Genomic DNA, 18500 nt, shown 5'->3' with positions numbered 1-18500 from the left:
CAGCTCAGCATGACCGCCTTTTCTGCGCCGATGGCTTACTTGAGGCTGAGAATGTACTTTACCATTTCCTTGGTGTCCGTCTCCGACAGGTTGGGGTGGGGCGTCATCGGGATATCGCCCCAGTGGCCAGCGCCGCCTTTGATGATGTGCTGGCTGAGCATGGCAATATTTTCGGGCGTAGCGGGGTATTTAGCCGCAATTTGCTTGTAGCCGGGGCCAATCAGCTTCTCATTTTCACGGTGGCAGCTGGCGCAGTCCGAGGCGGCCATCAGCTTAGCGCCGGGGCTATCGGGGGTACCCTTGTCGGTAGTGCCCAGGTGGGTCATACTCGTGTCTACCTGCACTTGGTTGGTCACGGCCGCTAGCTTGCGCTCGGCGGTGCTATCGGGGTTGAGGCCGGTGGGGGCCGTGTCGGCCGGGGTTTGGCGCTCCACGCTGGTGCGGTCGCCGCCGTCGGGCTGGTAGCCCGAATTGCAGGCCGCCAGCAGGGCCGTGGCGCTCAGGAAAAGAAAAACCTTTTTCATAGGGAAAAGAGATGAAATGCTTACAAACCTAGCAGGCGCTTATTCTGGGCTTCATCGATGCCCGAAGCGGCGAAGTCGTCGAAGGCCCGGTCGGTGACGCGGATAATATGGTCTTGGATGAAAGGCGCGCCTTCGCGGGCCCCGTCCTCACTGTTTTTGATGGCGCACTCCCACTCTAGTACCGCCCAGCCGGGGTAGTTGTACTGGGCCATCTTGCTAAAGATGGATTTGAAGTCGACTTGCCCATCGCCCAGCGAGCGGAAGCGCCCGGCCCGCTCCAGCCATGACTGGAAGCCGCCGTACACGCCCTGCCGCCCGGTGGGGTTAAACTCGGCATCCTTGACGTGGAAGGCCCGGATGCGCTCGTGGTAAAAGTCGATATACTGCAAATAATCAAGCTGTTGCAGCACAAAGTGCGAGGGGTCGTAGAGCAGGCAGGCCCTAGGGTGCTGGTTTACCTGGTCTAGAAACATCTCGTAGGTGGTGCCGTCGTGCAGGTCTTCGCCGGCGTGCGCCTCGTAGCACACGTCCACCCCGCAGCGGTCAAACTCGTTCAGGATGGGCCGCCAGCGCTTGCCCAGCTCCCCAAAAGCCTCCTCGACCAAGCCGGCTGGGCGCTGGGGCCAGGGGTACACGTAGGGCCAGGCCAGCGCCCCGCTAAAGGTGGCGTGCGCCGCCAGCCCTAGACGCTGCGAGGCCTGGGCGGCGTACTTGAGCTGCTGCACCGCCCACTCTTGCCGAGCTCTAGGGTTGCCGCGCACCGCCTCGGGCGCAAAGCCGTCGAACAGCGTGTCGTAGGCGGGATGCACGGCCACCAATTGGCCCTGCAAATGAGTTGAAAGCTCGGTGATTTCCAGGCCCGCCGCCTGCACGGTACCGCGCACTTCGTCGGCGTAGGTTTGGCTTTCGGCCGCCTTCTGCAAGTCGATAAAGCGCGGGTCGAGCGTGGGCAGCTGCACTCCCTTGTAGCCGAGGCCCGCCGCCCACTCGCAGCTGGCCGCTAGGCCATTAAACGGAGCCTGGTCGCCAATAAACTGGGCCAGAAAAATTCCGGGTCCTTTCAGAGTCTTCATACACTAAAAACTAACAGGCTGTTTAAAAAGGCGGCTACGCGGAGCTTGTCAAAGCATCTCTACCGCGTCTGCCTAGGGGTGTGTTCAGTAGAGATACTTCGACAAGCTCAGCATGTCCGCCTTTTTAAACCCATTTAAACTAGCTCTCAATAGTTGGAAAATCAGTCCATTTCTGCTCCGAGCGGCCCGAGGCGATAACGGTTTCGATAAAAGCCATGCCGCGCAGCCCGTCGGCAATGCCGGGGTAGTCGCGCATTTCGGGCGTGGCGGCCTGGCCGGCGTGCGCGGCCTGCAGCGTTAGGGCGAAGTTGCGGTAGATATTGGCAAAGGCTTCGAGGTAACCCTCGGGGTGGCCGGCGGGCACGCGCGTGTTGTGCGCGGCGGCCGCGCTCACGTAGGCGCCGCCCGTGCGCCGGGTTTCGGCCGGCCGGTCGGGCCAGCGCACCACTAGGCTGTTGTTGTCTTCCTGCTGCCAGTCGAGGCCCCCTAGGGTGCCGTACACGCGTAGACGCAAGTTGTTTTCGGCGCCCGCCGCCACCTGGGTGGCTACCAGCACGCCGCTAGCCCCGCCGCTCAGGCGCAGCAGCACCGCCCCGTCGTCGTCGAGCTGGCGGCCCGGCACTACCGTGTTAATATCAGCGCATAGCTTCTCCACTTGCAGGCCCGTCACGTACTCCAGCAGGTTGAAGGCGTGGGTCCCAATGTCGCCCATCGCGCCCGCGATGCCGCTTTTGCTGGGGTCGGTGCGCCAGCCGGCTTGCTTATTGCCGCTGTCGCCTTCGGCAAAGGTGCTCAGCCAGCCCTGCGGATACTCCACGTATACCTTACGAATCTGCCCTAGGGCCCCGCTGGCTACCAGGGCCTTGGCCTCCTTCACCATGGGGTAGCCGGTGTAGGTGTGCGTCAGGGCCAGGTGGCGGCCGGTGGCTTTCAGCACGGCGGCCAGCTCCCGCGCCTCGGCCAGCGAAAACGTGATGGGCTTGTCTACCACCACGTCGAAGCCGCTTTCGAGGGCCAGCTTGGCCGGCGCGAAGTGTAAGTAGTTGGGCGTTACGATGCTGATGACTTGCACCCGCTCGCTTTCGGGCCGGGCTTTCTCTTGCTCAATCAGCTCCTGGAAGCTGCCGTACACCCGCTCGGGCGCCAGGCCTAATTCGCGCCCAGTGGCCCTGGAGGTATCGGGGTTGCTGCTGAAAGCACCCGCCACCAACTCGTATTGCCCATCCAGGGCGGCCGCTAGGCGGTGCACCGCGCCAATAAAGGCGCCCTGGCCACCGCCAATCATGCCGAGGCGTAATTTCATTTTTTAGAATGTGAAGATGTAAAAATGTAGAAATGTAAAGATGGCTTCCTTTGCTTCGCACCTAGGCCGAGGCCTAGGAGTCAGCGCAATGTGCTCATTCTTTACATTTCTACATTTCACACATTAGTACATTTATTACGAAGTGGCCCAGGCCCGGTCGCCCTTCTTATAGGGTACGTTGCCGTCGTAGCGGCCTGGCACGGCCACGTAGCGCAGGGCCTTGGTAGCCCCAATCTCCGACGTGAAGAAGCCGAGCATCGACAGTTCCTTCATCATGCGGAAGTAGTGGTTGGGGTCTTCCGGCTTCTTGGTTTTGGTGTATTCCCGCTGCTCTTTATCGAGGGCCGTGAGCAGGGCGGTGCGCTCGGCCGGCGTGCTCTTAATAAAGCCTTTGCCGCTCGCCTTTTGGCTGGCCGCCTCCAACTTATCCAGGCCATCCATAAAGATTTTCTGGTCTTCCGGGGTGTAGCAGTCGCGCACCATCACCGCCATAAAGGGGCCCACGTTGGCGGCTTTGGCGCCGGGGGTTTTGGTGGCGGGCAAAATGGTGTCGGCTACCTCCGTTAGGTAAGCCGTCTGCTCGGGGTTGAGCGCCTTAAAGTTATTGGCGACCTGCCCCGGGTTCTTGCTGTCCTGGGTGCCGGCCTGCTTGTCGGAAGTGGACGGGCTGCACCCGGTCAACATAAATTCGGCTCCGATTACGGTGCCGCCCATCAGTAGGGCGACTCGAGCCACGGCATCACGTCTGGTCATGGTGTTGCTACTGAAAGGGTTAGATGTTTTGCTTCTTCATTTCGCCCACCGCGTGGTCTACGGCGCGGGCCGTGAGGGCCAGGTACGTGAGCGAGGGGTTCACGCAGGCGGCCGAGGTCATGGCGGCCCCGTCGGTCACGTACACGTTGGGCGCGTCCCACACCTGGTTATTACCGTTAAGCACCGACGTTTTGGGGTCGCGGCCCATGCGCGCGGTGCCCATCTCGTGGATGCCGCCGCCCATGTTGTAGCCGCCGTTGTAGGTCTTCACGTTCTTCAGGCCCGCGGCTTCCAGCATGTCCTTGGCCTCGCTCATCATGTCCACGCGCATCTTGTTCTCGTTGTCGCGAATCACGGCGTCCATCGTCAGCACGGGTAGGCCCCAGGCATCTTTCTTGCTCTTGTCGAGGTAGATGCGGTTATCGTGGTAGGGCAGCGTTTCGCCAAAGCCCGTGATGCCCATCGTCCAAGCGCCGGGTTCGGTCAGGGCGTCCTTCAGGTCGCCGCCAATGCTCATTTCGGCAATGTCGCGGCTCCAGCCCTGGCGGCCAGCGCTGCCCTGGTAGCCAAAGCCGCGCAGGTAGTCGCGCTTGTCGTTGCCCACGTTCTGGAAGCGCGGGATGTAGATGCCATTGGCCCGGCGGCCATACACGTACTTGTCTTCATAGCCCGGCATTTCGCCGCTGGCCCCCGCCCGGAAGTGGTGGTCCATCACGTTGTGGCCCAGCTCGCCGCTGCTGCTGCCCAGGCCCTCGGGCCACACGTCGGTGGCCGAGTTCATCAGCACCCAGGCCGAGTTCAGGGCCGAGGCGTTCAGGAAAATGACCTTGGCGAAGTACTCGTAGGTCTTGTTGGTTTCGGCATCCAGCACCTCTACACCCTTGGCGCGCTTGGTATCCTTATCGTACAGAATTTTGGTAACGATAGAAAACGGCCGCAGCGTGAGGTTGCCGGTGGCCATGGCCGCCGGCAGCGTGGCCGACTGCGTGCTGAAATAGGCACCGAAAGGGCAGCCCAGCCAGCACTTGTTGCGGTACTGGCAATTGACGCGGTTGTTGTGGGGCTTGGTGATGTTGGCCGTGCGGCCAATAATCATGTGGCGTTGGTCCTTGTAGTGCTTTTTGATGCGAGCGGCCACGTCCTTCTCCACCACGTTCATTTCCATGGGCGGCATAAAGTCGCCGTCGGGCAGCACGGACAGCCCGTCGCGGTTGCCGCTAATGCCGGCAAACTTCTCGGCGTGGCTATACCAGGGTGCAATGTCTTTGTAGCGAATAGGCCAATCCACGGCGATACCCTCTTTAGCGTTGGCCTCAAAGTCGAGGTCGCTGTGGCGGTAGCTTTGGCGGCCCCACATCAGCGAGCGCCCGCCCACGTGGTAGCCCCGAAACCAGTCAAAGGGCTTGGCTTCCACATAGGGGCTTTTGCGCTCATCCACCCAGTAATCGAGGTTGCTCTCGTTCAGGGTGTAGTCGCGCTTCAGCACCGGGTGGTCGGCTTTCATCTGCTGGGTGGCGTTGCCGCGGTGGGGCAGCTCCCAGGGCGCCTTATTGGCGTTGGTGTAGTCCTTAATATGCTCGATGTTGCGCCCGCGCTCCAGCATAATGGTCTTCAGACCCTTCTCGGTCAGCTCTTTGGCGGCCATGCCGCCCGAAATACCGGAGCCAATGACGATAGCGTCATAGGTATTCTGTGCCATAACAAATTAGGTGGGAAAGTGAAGGGTGGCCTGGCAGGGGGCAGGGCCCTACACCAGCGCTTTTTTAATGTAGCTGATGCTCTGCTGAATGCTGTCGAAGGGCGAGCCGGGCGTGCGGTCCTGCTCCACGAAGAAGTACTTCATGCCCGCCAGATTCTTTTCGGCGAATATCTTCTTGAAGTCGATGGTGCCATTGCCTACTTCCGTAAAATCCTTCTTGTCGGTCTTATCCATATCCTTGACGTGCCAGAGGGGGAAGCGGCCGGGGTGGGCCTTAAATAAGGCGATGGGGTCGTGCCCAGCCTTGGTGGCCCAATAAAGGTCCAACTCCATTTTAACCAGTTCCTTGTCAGTCTGGTTGAGCAGCGTGTCATAAGGCAGCTTGCCATCCTGGGCCGCAAACTCGAAGTCGTGGTTATGGTAGCAGAGCTGAATGCCGTTCTTCTTGCAGCGCTCGCCGGCCTTGTTCAGGTGGTCGGCTATCTGCTTGTAATGGTCGAGGTTACCGCGCTCACTATCCATGAGGTAGGCGCACACCATGTATTTCACGCCCACCTGGGCGGCATCGTCCACGGCTTTGTCCCAGCCGTGCAGGATAGTGCCCGGTATGGCCTGGCCGTTGTTCATGGCCTCGCCCAGAATGTAGTGGCTGCTGGGCATTATCAGCCCGTTCTTCTTCAGTACTTTGAGGAACTCTGGCGGCGTCATGCCGTAGAACAATTGGCTACCCGTGTAGGTAGCGCCCTCCACCGAGTTGTAGCCGAGTTGGGCTACCTTGGCCAAGGTGCCGGCCGGGTCCTTGGCCATGGCATCGCGCACGGTATAAAGCTGTAGGCCAATGGTTTGCTTGCCGGCGGCGAGCAAAGGCGGACTAATCAGGGCGCCGGCTGAAAGCAGGGCGGCAGACTTCACGAAGGCACGACGGGACGTCATAGGGAACTAGGGTGGGATAGTAGAAAGACAACGAACGCGCGGGGGAGTTGCCCAGCGCCAGTAATCCTGAGCAATAAAAGCGCAGGCTGGCGGGGCTGCTCCAAAAACTAACTCACTCACTTTTACCCGGCACCTAATTGACTTTGCAGCCCTAGGCGGCTGCTAATGTAAAGCCATTTGGGCGTACTTCCGGCCCTTTTTTACAAATTCTGCTTGCTGGGCTTCCCAGTTTTGGGCGGCTACCGCACACGTTTGCACAGGTGGCTCGCCAAAGCTGCCAGCTTAAAGCCTAATCCAGTTGGGCCTGGGTTTACTACCAAAAAGCAGTTGCTATCTTTTGCCCGGCGCTCCGCTTAGCAACTTTTGCCGCGGGGCCCTAGGGGCCGCCAAGCTAGCCAAGCAGCGCGCCCCGCAACTAGGCTATAGCTCGTCGGGTGTGCCGAAGCCCTCCCGAATTTCGGGGTGGTGAATTTGGCCGCCCAGGTTAGCCGAACGCGCCAGTAGGCCGTAGGCCAGGGCCGCCACTACCAGCGTGAGCCAGGCCAGCTGGCGGGCCCTAGGGGCTTGCTGGCGCAGCATCAGGACGCAGAGCAGGGCCAGCGTGGCCGCCCCCACCAGTACGTAGTAGCCTAGGCGCGCCGCCTGGGCGTGGTTGTGAATCAAGGCCTCGCTCACGCGGGGCATATCCTTCACCACTTGGGCCGCGCCCGAACCGGTGAGCAGCGCCGGCAGCCCCACAGCCGTAGCCAGCACCAGCGCCCATAGGCCCGCCGCCAGCAGTGCCTCGCGCCGGCCCAGCAGGCCAGCTAGCAGTAGCAGCACCCCCGCCAGCGCCCCAAAGATTGGAGCATGGTTCAGCAGTAGGTGCCAGTGGGCTTGGTTCATGGTAGGTAGGGTGCAAGTGATGCAAGTATAGAAGCAGGTAGCTCAGGATGAACGAAAATTAGCCGGTCGAAGGTTGCGCCAGCCTTAACCTAGCGGCAGGCTTTGCGTACAAACAAACCGGCCTTGGCTTCGCAAAAGCTAATCCTGTTCTTGTTTCTTCCATCTCTCTTTGTTGTTACATATGGCTACTAAAGCCCCCGCCAAAACGGCTACTAAAACGGCCGAAAAAGGTGTTACCAAAATGGAAGGCGCCGGCCTTCCCCAAACCAACTCGGCCGTGAACGTGCAGCCCCTGCTCAACCAGCAGATAAAGGCGCCCGCGCCCATTCAAAAATTCGGCACCGTGAGCCAGCGCCTGCCCAACACGCTATCCGACGAGGTGCGCCTCGATAGCGTGCAGCAGCTCAATCAGTTGCTGGCCGATACGATGACTATGCGCGACCTCTATAAGAAGGCGCACTGGCAGGTAACGGGCCCTACTTTCTACCAACTGCACCTGCTTTTTGATGCGCACTACGAAAAGCAAGCCGAGCTGATTGATACCATTGCCGAGCGCATTCAGATGCTGGGCGGCGTGACGGTGGCCTTGTCGTTTGACGTGGCCGAGCTAACTAGCATTCCGCGCGCCCCGCGCGACCGGGAGGAAGTGCCCGTCATGATTTCGCGTCTGCTGCAAGCCCACCAGATTATCCTCAAGCAGTGCCACGATATTGCCAAGCGCGCCGACGAAACCGGTGATGACGGCACTAATGACTTGGCCGTGAGCGATGTAATGCGCGAAAATGAGCAGGAAGTGTGGTTTATCTCCGAGCACCTTGTAGATAGCCCCCTGCTGCAAGCCAAGTAGAAATTGGCTGCTAAGTAAAAAAGCCCGGCTGCTCACTTTGAGCAGCCGGGCTTTTTTGGTTGGTGGCAGGCTAGGCGCGGTGCGCCGCCAGCTTTTCGTGGTGGTTGTCTTCCGCTTCTTCCACCGAGTGGGTTTCGCCTAGGTCGTTGTCTTCTTTCGCTTTCTCGGCCAGCAGGCAGTAGAAATCGTGGATGAGCCGGATTTCCTTCTCCGAAAAATCCTGGGCGTTGATGAGGCGGTTGCTGGCGCCTTTGGTAGCAGCAATCAACTCGTTCAGCTTCAAATGAATGGCTAGAGAATCTTTGTTCTGAGCCCGCTGAATGAGGAACACCATCAAAAACGTGATGATGGTGGTGCCGGTATTGATGACGAGCTGCCAGGTTTCGGAATAATGAAAGACCGGCCCCGTGGCGGCCCACAGCAGCACGACGGTAAAAGCGCCTACAAAGACGCCCGTCGAGCCCGCGTACTTGGACGTTTTCTCGGCGAAGCGGTCGAAAAAGGAGGAATCGTTAACTGACTTAGCGGGCGTAGCCATGCGAAAAGGAGAAAAACGCGTCTGGTAGGAGAGTTCTAAAACCTTGCCAAGTAAGTGGTAAGCACGGGAAACTTCCGAGCAGCCAGCGTTAAGCGGGCAGTAAAGCAGGCAAACAGTTGCGCCAATAGCCAGCTTGGTAGTACCTTTGCACCCGCTTCGCCGCCTCAGCGGGGCCGGCCCTGGGCCGCTAGTTGGTTTGCCGATTGCCTTCTGCGCACGTGGTGAAACTGGTAGACACGCCATCTTGAGGGGGTGGTGCCTTCGGGTGTGGGAGTTCGAATCTCCCCGCGCGCACAACCAACCTACAAAAAGCCCGCCCTACCCGGCGGGCTTTTTTAGTGCCTGGCCCTAGGCCCGGCTACTCGCCAAAGGGGTTGCCGGGTACCACCAGCACCACCCGTTCGCGCTCAACCAGCACCTGGCCGGGCAGCGCACCTTTGGGCTTGCGCACAAATTTTTTGGGCGTCACCGTCACGGGGCACAGCGAGTCGTGCTGGCGGCGCGAATACCAGGCCGCCAGCTGCGCGGCGTGCTCCACCACGGGCTCAGGCACGGGCTGCCCCGCCCGGTGCCGAATAACGACGTGCGAGCCGCTCACGTCTTTGGCGTGCAGCCAAAGGTCGTCTTTGTGGGCGTAGCGCTGGGTTAGCAAGTCGTTGTTCTGGGCGTTGCGGCCCACCAAAATAGTGAAGCCCCGGTCCTGAAACACTTTGAAGGGCAGTTCGTTGGCAGGCTTTTCGACGGTGGCGGGGTCTAGGCCCTGCTGCTTGCGCCAAGCGCGCAGGGCGCGCAGCTCGGTGAGGGCGGGCTGGGTGTCCAGGGCCTCCAGCTGCTCCAGGGCCTGCAGGGCCTCGGTTTCGCGCCGCTCGATGCGGGTGCGCAGCTCGGTTTCTTCGCGCTGCTGGTTTTTGGCTTTGCGGTAGAAGTTGGCGGCCGTTTGCTGGGGCTTTTCGAGGGGCTTGAGCTTGAGCATTACCAACTCATCGGTCAGGAAATCGCGCACTTCCACCTGCGCGGCGCCCACCGGAATCTCGTGCAAATGCGCCATGATGAGGTCGGCGCGGTGGCGGTAGCTAGCTTCGTGAGCTAGCGCGTGCAGGCGCCGACGGGCCAGTTGGGCGCTGGTGCTGGCCTCCTCGGCGCGGCGCGTCAGCAGCTGGTGCAGCTGGCGGCGCTCGGCTTCGAGGGCGCGGCGGGCCAGAGTTAGCGGCACGTAGCGGCGCAGCGCCCCGATGGGGTCGGCGCCGGGCAGCGTTTCCAGCACCTCGCCCAGCGGCAGCAAGCTCAGCCGGGTGCGCCCATCCAAATAAATGATATAGTAGTGCGCCGGGCTTTCAAGCTGGCCCACCACGGCTTGCACTAACGCTTGCTGCTGCAAGGCAGGGGCGGAGTCGTAGCCTAGGGTGCGCAGGTAGCGCAACGGCAAGTCGGCCAGCGGGGGCGGCAGGCGGCCGGGCGGCGGCACCAGGGGCGGCGGCGCGGGCCCTAGGGACGCGTCGGCCTCGTAGCGCTGGTGAAACAGCTGCACCGCCGCGTCCGCCGCCGGCCGAAAAATAGCGTTTGGCCGCGGTCCGTAAAGCTTAAAGGCCAGCGTGGCGCCGTGCTCGGCAAAATTGAGCTGCAGCACCCGGTCGCCGGGCCAGGCTTCGGCGCTGGCTACGGTGCAGCCCAGCAGCTCGGGCAGCAAATCGACCGAGTTTTGGCGGGCGCGGTGAAAGTGCTCGGGCAGCGCCAGCGTGGGGAAGGCCGCGCCCAGCTGCGCCCGCAACCAAAACTCGCCGCCCTCGGCCAGCACCAAGCCCACTACCAGCTCGTCCTTTTCCTGCGAGAAGCAGTTCGTGACGTGCGCCCCGCGCAGGCGCTCGGTGAGGCCTAGGGCCAGCTGGCGCAGGAAATAGTAGTTGGTATGCATGGCAGGAGGTTGAACTAGGCCGAGGCGGCTGGCTTTAGTCGCAATAGCTTTACCAGCGTGAGGGGTGCCTGATGCACCTCTAGCCAAAAAGGAAGCAGCGTAAAGGCTAGCCCCAGGGCAAATAGGCCAACAGGCGCCAACGTGTTGTTCGTACCAGTATCATGCAGCCAGTCATTGCGGAGTAATGGTACGCTTGCCGTACCATTAAGGCCGGGCCTATACTATTGCAAATAAGATAGTTGATGCTAGTAAGCGGTATTGTAGACGTAGCCGGCAGCCCCCGGCACCCGTACTGCTCATCCTGCCTGCCAGTATCAATACTAGTGATTTGGTGATGCTCGTGAGGAGTTAAAGCGTGAAGGTCGCCACGTCGCCCTTAACGGTGCGGTTGCTTTTGGGTGCGCCAAGGCCAACGGACCCTGGTAGAACGGAATTATTTCGTATGCGGCGCAACGCCTCATCCGACGATAGCGGCGAATGATACTCTTCCGTGAACCAGAGCAAGAAGCGCATACCGCTTAGTCCTGCACCTCCACCGTCAGCCCGTCGTAGCCCAGCCGAATCCAAGGGGGCAGGGTGGCTTCTACCTCGCGGTGGCGGCCCAGCTGGTGGCTGATGTGGGTGAGGTAGGCGGCCCTAGGGGCCAGCTCTTCTAGAATCTCTAGGGCCTCGCGCAAATTGAAGTGCGACAGGTGCGGCTCGTGGCGCAGGGCGTTCAGCACGACGACGTCGGCCCCGCGCATCTGCTCCAGAGTGCTGGGGGGCAGCTTGTTAGCGTCCGTCAGGTAGGCCAGGCCGCCCACCCGGAAGCCCAGCACTGGCAGCTTATGGTGCAAAGCCCGCAGCGGCTGCACGGCTAAGCCCAGCACGTCGAAAGGCGCGTCGTCGCGCTCAATGGGGTGCAACGCCACCTGCGGCACACCAGGATACTTGTGCTCGGCAAACACGTAGGCAAACTCGACCCGTAGCTGCTCTACCACCCTAGGCTCGGCAAAGACGGGCATCTCCTGCTGCTGCCGAAAGTTGAAGGCCCGCACATCGTCGAGACCGGCCGTGTGGTCCTTGTGGGCGTGGGTAAACAGAATGGCGTCGAGCTGCGTGATGTTGGCCCGCAGCATCTGCTGCCGAAAGTCGGGGCCGGTATCAACTACCACGCTGCGGCCACCCGCCGCCAGGTGCACGGCCGCGCGCAGGCGCTTATCGCGATAGTCGAGCGAGCGGCATACCGGGCAGCTGCACCCAATCATGGGTACCCCCGACGACGTGCCGGTACCCAAAAAAGTGAGTTTCATAGAGTGATGTGAGAATATAAAAAAGTGGAAGATGAGAAGAAATAGCCCAGCCAACGCTAGTATCTACTTCTGCCATCTTTCACATTTTCGCATTTCCACATTAGCAAGCCCTACCCAATGTACTGGCGCACGGCGCGCACCAGCGCGTCAAAATCGAGCGGCTTGGGCAGGTAATCGGTAATGCCGGCCTCTTGAAACTGCGCCAGCGAAAAATTGTGTGCGTTGCCAGTGATGGCAATAATAGGCAGCTTCCGGATAGCGGCATCGGTGTGCTGGCGAATCTCGCGGGTGCACTCCAAGCCATTCTTCATGGGAATATTTATATCCATCAGTACCCCATCAAAAGGCTGGCTCTCGATTTGGCGCATCACTTCATTACCGTTTTTGGCCACTACGATGCGGTAGTGCTGCTGCTCCAGAATCTTGCGCGTGAGGCTTTGAATAACTGAGCTGTCTTCGGCAATGAGAATAGTTTTAGGGGAGTCTCCGTGTGCCATAGGGTAGGTAAAAACGAATTAAAAACAGAGAGTAGGGGGAATAGCTGGAAAAGTCGATGTTTTTTTTGTAAATAAAAAATTAGCGGACTCATTTTATCTAGCTAGTCTCCTACTCGGCCGCCAAGCAAATAAGTGGCAGCAACTGCCCCATAGGTTGGCCCTAGGGGTAGGCAAAGGTCGTTAGTAGTTGCCAGCGAGCACGCTCAACTTGGTCATCTGGCTGCTGCTTCTTGGTATAGTTCTATAATGCTGCCTGCCCCGTTCCTAGCCTCCTAGGGGGTGCCGCCGGCCCTAGGACCGGCGGCACCCCCTAGGAGGCTAGGGCCAGCAGCGCGGCCGACTGGTCGACGAACTGCTCGAAGCGGTGCTTAAGCTCGGCTAGGCCGGCGCCCAGGTCTTGGTCTTTGTTGTGCTTAATGGCTTGCTCCAACGTCAGCGCCTGCTCGGCCAAGGCGGTAATGCCCAGGGTGCCCGCCGTGCCCTTGAGCTGGTGCAGCAAGGGGTGTAGGGCGGGCAGGTCGTCGGCGTGCCAGGCAATATCAGCTTCGGCCAGCAGGCCAGCGGTTTCTTCCGTGAATTCGGTGTAGAGGTCGGCGGCAAAATCGGCGCCCCCTAGCTGGCGCAGCTGGGCCAGCACGTCGGGGTCGATGGCGGGCTTCACGACCGGGGCCGGCTCTTGGCTGGCCTGGGCTTCGGGGCTGGTGGGCAGCGGGCCCATCACCCAGCGGGCCAGGGTTTGGGCCAGCTGCTGCTGTTTCACGGGCTTGGCCAGGTAGCCATCGAGGCCGGCCTGGATGAAGCGCGCCGCATCCTCGGGCATCGAGTAGGCCGTCATGGCTACCACCGGGGGGCAGGCCGAGCCCAACTGCTCGCGAATGGCGCGCGTGGCCGACACGCCGTCGAGGCCCGGCATCTGGATGTCCATCAGAATGAGGCGGTAGTCGGCCACGGGCGCGGTGGCGCGGGCAATGGCCTCGTAGCCATCGCTGGCCACGTCGACGCGGCAGCCAAGCTTGGTGAGCAGCCGGGCCGCCACTTTTTGGTTAATGAGGTTGTCGTCGACCAGCAGAATACGCGGCCCCGCATTTTCGTGGAACGTCGCCGGGGCGGGCAGCGCCGCGAGGGGCTCGTTGGTGGGCACGGGCGCCAGGCGCTCGGCCGTGCGGCAGCGAATGGTAAACCAGAAGGTGCTGCCCTGGCCCACATCGGAAATAACGCCGATGGTACCTCCCAGCAGCTCGGCCAACTCCTTGCTGATAGCCAGGCCCAGGCCGGTGCCGCCGTAGGCCTTGCTAGGCGTGGTATCGAGCTGGGTGAAGCTGGTGAAGAGACGGGCTGCATCATCAGCCGAGATGCCAATGCCCGAGTCTTGCACCGCAAAGCGCAGCACGCACCAGTTATCGTCCGGCTCCTGGCTTTCCACCGATACCACTACGCTCACCGTGCCCTGGCTGGTAAACTTGATGGCGTTGGCCACCAGGTTGGCCAGTATCTGCAGCAGGCGCACCTCGTCGGAAATGATAAGGGCCGGGGCCTTCGGCGTGAGGTGATACGTGAAGCGCAGGTCTTTCTGAATGGCCCGGTAGGTGAAGAGCGAGTACAGGCGCTCCAGCACCTCGGCCAGGGCTAGGGGCGCGTTGTGCAGGCGCATTTTACCAGCCTGAATTTTCGACAAGTCCAGGATGTCGTTCAGGATGGTGAGCAGCGCGTCCGAGCTGGTGCGCAGCGTATCGGCGTAGTCGGCCTGCTCCGTATTGAGTTCCGTTTGCCCCAGCAGGTCAATCATGCCGATGATGCCGTTCATGGGCGTGCGCAGCTCGTGGCTCATATTGGCCAAAAACTGCGTTTTGGCGGCCGAAGCAGCTTCGGCTTCTTCCTTGGCCAGGCGCAAGTCGTCCTGAATGCGCCGAATCTCGGTGATGTCGCGGGCAATGCCTTCGGTGCCAGTGGCCGTGCGGCGCACGTTGATGAGCATGCTTACCGGGTGGCCGTCGCGGTGCCGAAACTGGGCCTCGAAGTTGCGCAGCTCGTCGGTTTGGGTCAGCTCCATCACCAGGGCGCGGTGCTGCTCGGGGTTCCAGAACGAGTGGCGGGCCGGCTGCCCCAGCACCTCGCCCAGCTCGTAGCCCAGCACCTGCTGCACCGAGGGACTGACGATGGTGAAAAGTCCCTGCTCGTTGGTGCGGTAAAAAATGTCCTGGAACGACTCGAAGATGGAGCGGAACTTCTCTTCTTGGGCCGCTAGCTCCAGCTGCGAGTTTTTGATGCCCGTAATATCCTGAGCCTGCGCGCTAATCTCCTCAAACGAGCCGTCGGCCAGGTAAATCGGGCTGAGGGCCACCGACAGCCAGCGGCTGCCCTCGTTGGGCAGCGCCACTTTTATCTCGAACTGCTGCCCCTGCCCCTTATTGGCCTCGCGGTAGTAACGCAGAAAAGCTTCGCGCTCCTGTACCGGCTCGTTGCTTAGGGCTTTATCGGCCTCTACCAGGCTGGCGCCCAGCACAGGCAGCGTACCGTTGCGCAGCAAAAAGAAATCGCCGTAGTTGCGGTTGAACGATACCAGCCGGCCGCGGCGGTCCACGTTCCACATTAGCTGGCCGCCGCTTTCAAAAATGGCGTTCAAGCGCGCGTTTTGGCGGGCCAGGTGCTCTTCCTGGCCCTTGCGGTCGATGGCCAGCGCCACCTGACTCGAAATGAAGTGCAGAATGTCGAGGTCGGCCGGCGTGTAGAGGTCGGCCCGCTCGTACTCCTGCACGGTGAGCACCCCGATAATGCGGTCGCCCACGCTCAGGGGCGAGGCCAGCAGCACGGCCGGCAGGCGCCCAAACGAGGTAAGCTCACCGCTGCGCATCAGGCGCAGCAAGTCCTGCTGGGTGAAAAACATGGGCACCCCCTGCTGAATGACGTACTCGGTGACGCCCATCGAGAAGGGCCGCCCGCCGCCCTGCTCGAAGTAGGCGTGCTGGTCGACGTAGTACACAAACTGTACCTCGGTGCGGGCCTCGTCGCAGAGGGCAATGAAGATGTTGTTGGTTTCGATGACCTTGCTCAGCTCGCGGTGAATGGCCCCGTAGAGCGCCGGCAGGTCGTGGGCCGAGATGGCTAGGTTGGCAATGCTGTAGTACACCTTCTGCAGGCGCTCGGCCTTGATGCGGTCGGTAATGTCGTGCAGCACGGCGCGGGCGGTGGGCGCCTGGCCCGGCAGCTGCTCGCGGCTCACCGAGCCGATGAGGTGCACCGGGCGGCCGGCGTGGGTCAGCAGCACGGTCTCGAGCTTGTGCAGGGCCTGCCCCTCGTAGAGGCGCCGCAGCTGGTAGAGCAGCTTGGCACGGTAGTAGGGGTGCACGATGTCGATAAGCGAGCGGCCCAGCAAGTCGGTGTCCTGGTAGCCTAGGGTCTCCTGCCCGGCCTTGTTCACGTAAAGCAGCGCGTTGTCGGCGCTCAGGTGCAGAATCAGGTCGTGCGAGCTGTCGAAGAAATTGCTCAAATCTACCAGCTCGGGGCTGGCACTAGCCGTGGCGCTGGCGTCGGGAATAGGCGCGGAGGCCGGCTCGGCGGGCGGGGTGGCCGGCCGCACCTGGCCCGCGCCCCACAGGCCCGGCGCCGGGCCAATGCCAGTGCGCGAAGGCAGGCGCTGCCACTGCCAGTTGAGGCGCAGCACCTCGCCGCGCTGGGTTTGTAGCTCCACTTCCTGGTAGGCCACCGGGCCCGCGGCGCTCACTAGGCCGCGCTGGGTGTAGCGCTCGTACTCGGCGCGGCGGGCGGGCGGCGTAAAGAGCTGGTGAAACGAGCGGCCCAGTACCTGCTGGCGCTCGTAGCCGGTGAGCAGCAGCAGCTGCTCGTTTACTTCCTCAATGATACTTTGCTGGTTGATAACCACATAGACCATGCGAAGCTGGTCGAACATGGTAGCGGCAGTAGGTAAGGGTAGCGCAGACATAGAGGAGTAAAGGAAGCGATAAAGCTGCTAGCAAATGGGCCTCGGGAAATGGGTAGCGTAGTTTTGCACTAAAAATACTATCTGTTGGGCTTTCTTTCCACCATGGCGGCGCAAGTTGGGGTGCGGCCACCCGTCCGGCTGGTGCTGGCCGCCACCACCGACCTAAGCTACGACCAGCGGATGCAGCGCATTTGCGGCAGCCTGGCGGCGGCTGGCTACCAGGTGCAGCTGGTGGGCTGGCAGCGGCCGGCCTCGGTGCCGCTGGTGCCCGGCCCCTACGCCCAGCACCGGCTGCGGGGCTTCTTTCAGCGCGGCAAGCTCTTTTACCTCGAGTATAACCTGCGGTTGCTGCTGTACTTGCTAGGTGAGCGCGCCAGCCTCTGGGCGTGCGCCGACCTCGACGCGGCCCTGCCCACCTGGCTGCGCGCCCGCCTAGGGGGGCAGCCGTTCGTGTACGATGCCCACGAGCTATTCACCGACACGCCCGAGGTGGTGGGCCGGCCGGCCGTGCGGCGGGTATGGCGCTGGGTGGAAGATTTTATTGTGCCCCGCGCCCGGCTGCGCTACACCGTGGGCCCGGCCCTGGCTCGGCTGTTTGAGGCGCGCCACCCCGGCTGCTCCTTCGCCGTGGTGCGCAACGTGCCGGTGGGGGAGGAGGCCGCCCAAGTGGTTCCGGTTGGCCCAGCGGCCCTAGGGCCAGGCGCGAGCCCTAGGGCCATTTGGCCCGCCACGCTGCTCTACCAGGGTGCTTTGAACGTGGGGCGGGGCCTGGAGGCGCTGCTGGCGGCTATGCCCCAAGTGCCAGCCCGGCTGGTAGTGTGCGGCGAGGGCGACCTCTCGGCGCAGCTGCGCCAGCAGGCGGCAGGCCTCGGGCTGCTGGCCAGCGGGCAGGTCGAGTTCAAGGGCTACGTGCTGCCGGCCGAGCTGCGCCGCCTCACCGCCCAGGCCACGGTGGGCATTATGCTGCTCGAGAACGCGGGCCTGAGCTACTATTACTCGCTGGCCAACAAGTTCTTCGACTACGTGCAGGCCGGCATTCCGCAGCTTTGCATCGACTTCCCCGAGTACCGCGCCCTGTGCCAGCAGTACCCGGTGGCCGAGCTGGTGCCCGACCTGGCGCCTGCCACGCTGGCCGCCGCCCTGGGCCGGCTGCTGCCCGGCGGCCAGCCCGGCGCCCACTACCAGCAGTTGGCCGCCGCCTGCCGCCAGGCCCGCCGCGAGTGGGCCTGGCAGCGCGAAGAGCAAGTATTGCTGGAGCTGTACCGGCAGGTTTTGTCTTGAAATTTGCAGCGGCTACCCCTAGGGCTCGCCTTGGCGACTACCAGCCATAACCTACTTCTATGCTTTTGCCCACCATCCTGCCCCAGCTGGCGCCCACCGCTGCTGACCCGCGCCCGGTGCTGCTGGCCGTGGCCGGCCCCACGGCGGTGGGCAAAACCGCCCTCACCGTGGCCCTGGCCCAGCAGCTAGGCACCGAGATTATCTCGGCCGACTCGCGCCAGTTCTACCGCGAAATGCGCATTGGCACCGCCAAGCCCACGCCCACCGAAATGCAGGGCGTGCCGCACCACTTCATTGGTTCGCACAGCATTGCCGAGGACTACAGCGCCGGCCGCTTCGCCACCGATGCCCTAGGGCTGCTCGCTGAGCTATTCCGGCGCCATGCCGTGGTCATCGCCACGGGGGGCTCGGGGCTGTACTTACAGGCTCTCACCGATGGCCTCGACGAACTGCCCCCGGTGCCGCCCCAGGTGCGCCAGCAGCTGCAGCACGAGCTGCAGGCCCTAGGCCTGCCCGCGCTGGTAAGCGAACTGGCCCGCCTCGACCCGGTAGCCCACCAGCGCCTCGACTTGCACAACCACCAGCGCGTGCTGCGCGCCCTCGAAATAGTGCGCGGCACGGGCCAGCCCTTTTCCAGCTTCCACCGCGGGCCCGCCGCCGTGGCCGAAGCCGCCCAGCGCCCCTTTCGGGTGGTGAAAGTGGCCCTAAGCCGCCCCCGCGAGGAGCTGTACACCCGCATCGACCAGCGCGTGCTGCACATGCTGGCCGAGGGCCTGGTGGCCGAAGCAACCACCCTGCTGCCCTACCGCCAGCACAACGCCCTGCAAACCGTGGGCTACCAGGAAATCTTCGGCTACCTCGACGGCCTCTACGACTACGCCGAGGCTGTGCGCCTGCTCCAGCGCAACACCCGCCACTATGCCAAGCGCCAGCTTACCTGGCTGCGGAGGGACGCTGAGTATCAGTGGCTAACTATTGACGAGTAAAAAAGCACGTCATTCCGAGCCGGCTCGGAATGACGTG

General features: G+C 62.2%; 15 protein-coding genes and 1 tRNA gene. 4 read left to right on the top strand and 12 right to left on the bottom strand.

The window, feature by feature from the left end; translation table 11 throughout:
* Window positions 1–35: 35 nt before the first annotated feature.
* The 7 genes from HHL22_RS09090 to HHL22_RS09060 form a co-directional block, all read right to left on the bottom strand.
* Window positions 36–524, bottom strand: a complete 489-nt coding sequence (locus HHL22_RS09090) for a c-type cytochrome (protein ID WP_169530598.1) — start codon at window positions 522–524, stop codon at window positions 36–38.
* Window positions 525–544: 20 nt separating this feature from the next.
* Window positions 545–1597, bottom strand: coding sequence for a sugar phosphate isomerase/epimerase family protein (locus HHL22_RS09085; RefSeq protein WP_169530597.1), 1053 nt, complete (start codon window positions 1595–1597; stop codon window positions 545–547).
* Between the two features lie 139 nt (window positions 1598–1736).
* Window positions 1737–2900, bottom strand: a complete 1164-nt coding sequence (locus tag HHL22_RS09080) for a Gfo/Idh/MocA family protein (protein ID WP_206680699.1) — start codon at window positions 2898–2900, stop codon at window positions 1737–1739.
* A 135-nt stretch (window positions 2901–3035) separates the two neighbouring features.
* The gene (locus tag HHL22_RS09075; RefSeq protein ID WP_169530595.1) at window positions 3036–3653 is read right to left on the bottom strand and encodes a gluconate 2-dehydrogenase subunit 3 family protein; all 618 of its coding nucleotides are present in this window, start codon (window positions 3651–3653) and stop codon (window positions 3036–3038) included.
* A gap of 19 nt (window positions 3654–3672) precedes the next feature.
* Entirely contained in the window at window positions 3673–5352 is a 1680-nt protein-coding gene (locus HHL22_RS09070) for a GMC oxidoreductase (RefSeq protein ID WP_169530593.1), read from the bottom strand.
* A gap of 48 nt (window positions 5353–5400) precedes the next feature.
* Window positions 5401–6285: a sugar phosphate isomerase/epimerase family protein gene (locus HHL22_RS09065; RefSeq protein WP_169530591.1), complete on the bottom strand. Its 885-nt coding sequence runs from the start codon at window positions 6283–6285 to the stop codon at window positions 5401–5403.
* A gap of 420 nt (window positions 6286–6705) precedes the next feature.
* Window positions 6706–7170 (bottom strand): DUF2231 domain-containing protein, encoded by a 465-nt coding sequence (locus HHL22_RS09060; RefSeq protein ID WP_169530590.1) that lies wholly within the window; start codon window positions 7168–7170, stop codon window positions 6706–6708.
* Window positions 7171–7351: 181 nt separating this feature from the next.
* On the opposite strand from HHL22_RS09060, the gene HHL22_RS09055 reads away from it, so the two are divergent.
* Window positions 7352–8017: a Dps family protein gene (locus HHL22_RS09055; protein ID WP_241737999.1), complete on the top strand. Its 666-nt coding sequence runs from the start codon at window positions 7352–7354 to the stop codon at window positions 8015–8017.
* A gap of 70 nt (window positions 8018–8087) precedes the next feature.
* Here HHL22_RS09055 and HHL22_RS09050 read toward each other — a convergent pair whose 3' ends face one another.
* Window positions 8088–8555, bottom strand: coding sequence for a low affinity iron permease family protein (locus HHL22_RS09050; RefSeq protein ID WP_169530589.1), 468 nt, complete (start codon window positions 8553–8555; stop codon window positions 8088–8090).
* A 212-nt stretch (window positions 8556–8767) separates the two neighbouring features.
* Between HHL22_RS09050 and HHL22_RS09045 the strand changes: the two genes are divergently transcribed.
* Window positions 8768–8849, top strand: a tRNA-Leu gene (locus HHL22_RS09045).
* A gap of 64 nt (window positions 8850–8913) precedes the next feature.
* Here HHL22_RS09045 and HHL22_RS09040 read toward each other — a convergent pair.
* From HHL22_RS09040 to HHL22_RS09025, 4 genes are all read right to left on the bottom strand, one after another.
* The gene (locus HHL22_RS09040; protein ID WP_169530588.1) at window positions 8914–10467 is read right to left on the bottom strand and encodes an NFACT RNA binding domain-containing protein; all 1554 of its coding nucleotides are present in this window, start codon (window positions 10465–10467) and stop codon (window positions 8914–8916) included.
* 518 nt (window positions 10468–10985) lie between these two features.
* Window positions 10986–11759: an MBL fold metallo-hydrolase gene (locus HHL22_RS09035; protein ID WP_169530587.1), complete on the bottom strand. Its 774-nt coding sequence runs from the start codon at window positions 11757–11759 to the stop codon at window positions 10986–10988.
* 110 nt (window positions 11760–11869) lie between these two features.
* Window positions 11870–12256: a response regulator gene (locus tag HHL22_RS09030; protein WP_169530586.1), complete on the bottom strand. Its 387-nt coding sequence runs from the start codon at window positions 12254–12256 to the stop codon at window positions 11870–11872.
* Between the two features lie 310 nt (window positions 12257–12566).
* On the bottom strand, window positions 12567–16196 hold the full coding sequence (locus HHL22_RS09025; RefSeq protein ID WP_195809235.1) for a PAS domain S-box protein: 3630 nt from the start codon (window positions 16194–16196) through the stop codon (window positions 12567–12569).
* A 102-nt stretch (window positions 16197–16298) separates the two neighbouring features.
* Here HHL22_RS09025 and HHL22_RS09020 point away from each other — a divergent pair, with 102 nt between their 5' ends.
* Both HHL22_RS09020 and miaA read left to right on the top strand, forming a co-directional pair.
* Window positions 16299–17477 carry a glycosyltransferase gene (locus HHL22_RS09020; protein WP_169530585.1) on the top strand — a complete coding sequence of 393 codons (1179 nt, stop codon included), beginning with the start codon at window positions 16299–16301 and terminating at the stop codon, window positions 17475–17477.
* A 59-nt stretch (window positions 17478–17536) separates the two neighbouring features.
* A complete protein-coding gene (miaA, locus tag HHL22_RS09015; RefSeq protein WP_169530584.1) occupies window positions 17537–18463 on the top strand; it encodes a tRNA (adenosine(37)-N6)-dimethylallyltransferase MiaA in 927 nt (308 codons plus the stop codon).
* Window positions 18464–18500 lie beyond the last annotated feature (37 nt).

Source organism: Hymenobacter polaris (assembly GCF_012927305.1).
GTDB classification, from domain to species: Bacteria; Bacteroidota; Bacteroidia; order Cytophagales; family Hymenobacteraceae; genus Hymenobacter; species Hymenobacter polaris.
Note: the sequence above shows the minus strand (reverse complement) of the source record. Positions and strands in the feature narration are given on the sequence as shown.

Coding starts and splice junctions, on each gene's coding strand:
- HHL22_RS09090 (WP_169530598.1), bottom strand. CDS start 524: ATGAAAAAGGTTTTTCTTTTCCTGAGCGCCACGGCCCTGCTGGCGGCC.
- HHL22_RS09085 (WP_169530597.1), bottom strand. CDS start 1,597: ATGAAGACTCTGAAAGGACCCGGAATTTTTCTGGCCCAGTTTATTGGC.
- HHL22_RS09080 (WP_206680699.1), bottom strand. CDS start 2,900: ATGAAATTACGCCTCGGCATGATTGGCGGTGGCCAGGGCGCCTTTATT.
- HHL22_RS09075 (WP_169530595.1), bottom strand. CDS start 3,653: ATGACCAGACGTGATGCCGTGGCTCGAGTCGCCCTACTGATGGGCGGC.
- HHL22_RS09070 (WP_169530593.1), bottom strand. CDS start 5,352: ATGGCACAGAATACCTATGACGCTATCGTCATTGGCTCCGGTATTTCG.
- HHL22_RS09065 (WP_169530591.1), bottom strand. CDS start 6,285: ATGACGTCCCGTCGTGCCTTCGTGAAGTCTGCCGCCCTGCTTTCAGCC.
- HHL22_RS09060 (WP_169530590.1), bottom strand. CDS start 7,170: ATGAACCAAGCCCACTGGCACCTACTGCTGAACCATGCTCCAATCTTT.
- HHL22_RS09055 (WP_241737999.1), top strand. CDS start 7,352: ATGGCTACTAAAGCCCCCGCCAAAACGGCTACTAAAACGGCCGAAAAA.
- HHL22_RS09050 (WP_169530589.1), bottom strand. CDS start 8,555: ATGGCTACGCCCGCTAAGTCAGTTAACGATTCCTCCTTTTTCGACCGC.
- HHL22_RS09040 (WP_169530588.1), bottom strand. CDS start 10,467: ATGCATACCAACTACTATTTCCTGCGCCAGCTGGCCCTAGGCCTCACC.
- HHL22_RS09035 (WP_169530587.1), bottom strand. CDS start 11,759: ATGAAACTCACTTTTTTGGGTACCGGCACGTCGTCGGGGGTACCCATG.
- HHL22_RS09030 (WP_169530586.1), bottom strand. CDS start 12,256: ATGGCACACGGAGACTCCCCTAAAACTATTCTCATTGCCGAAGACAGC.
- HHL22_RS09025 (WP_195809235.1), bottom strand. CDS start 16,196: ATGTCTGCGCTACCCTTACCTACTGCCGCTACCATGTTCGACCAGCTT.
- HHL22_RS09020 (WP_169530585.1), top strand. CDS start 16,299: ATGGCGGCGCAAGTTGGGGTGCGGCCACCCGTCCGGCTGGTGCTGGCC.
- miaA (WP_169530584.1), top strand. CDS start 17,537: ATGCTTTTGCCCACCATCCTGCCCCAGCTGGCGCCCACCGCTGCTGAC.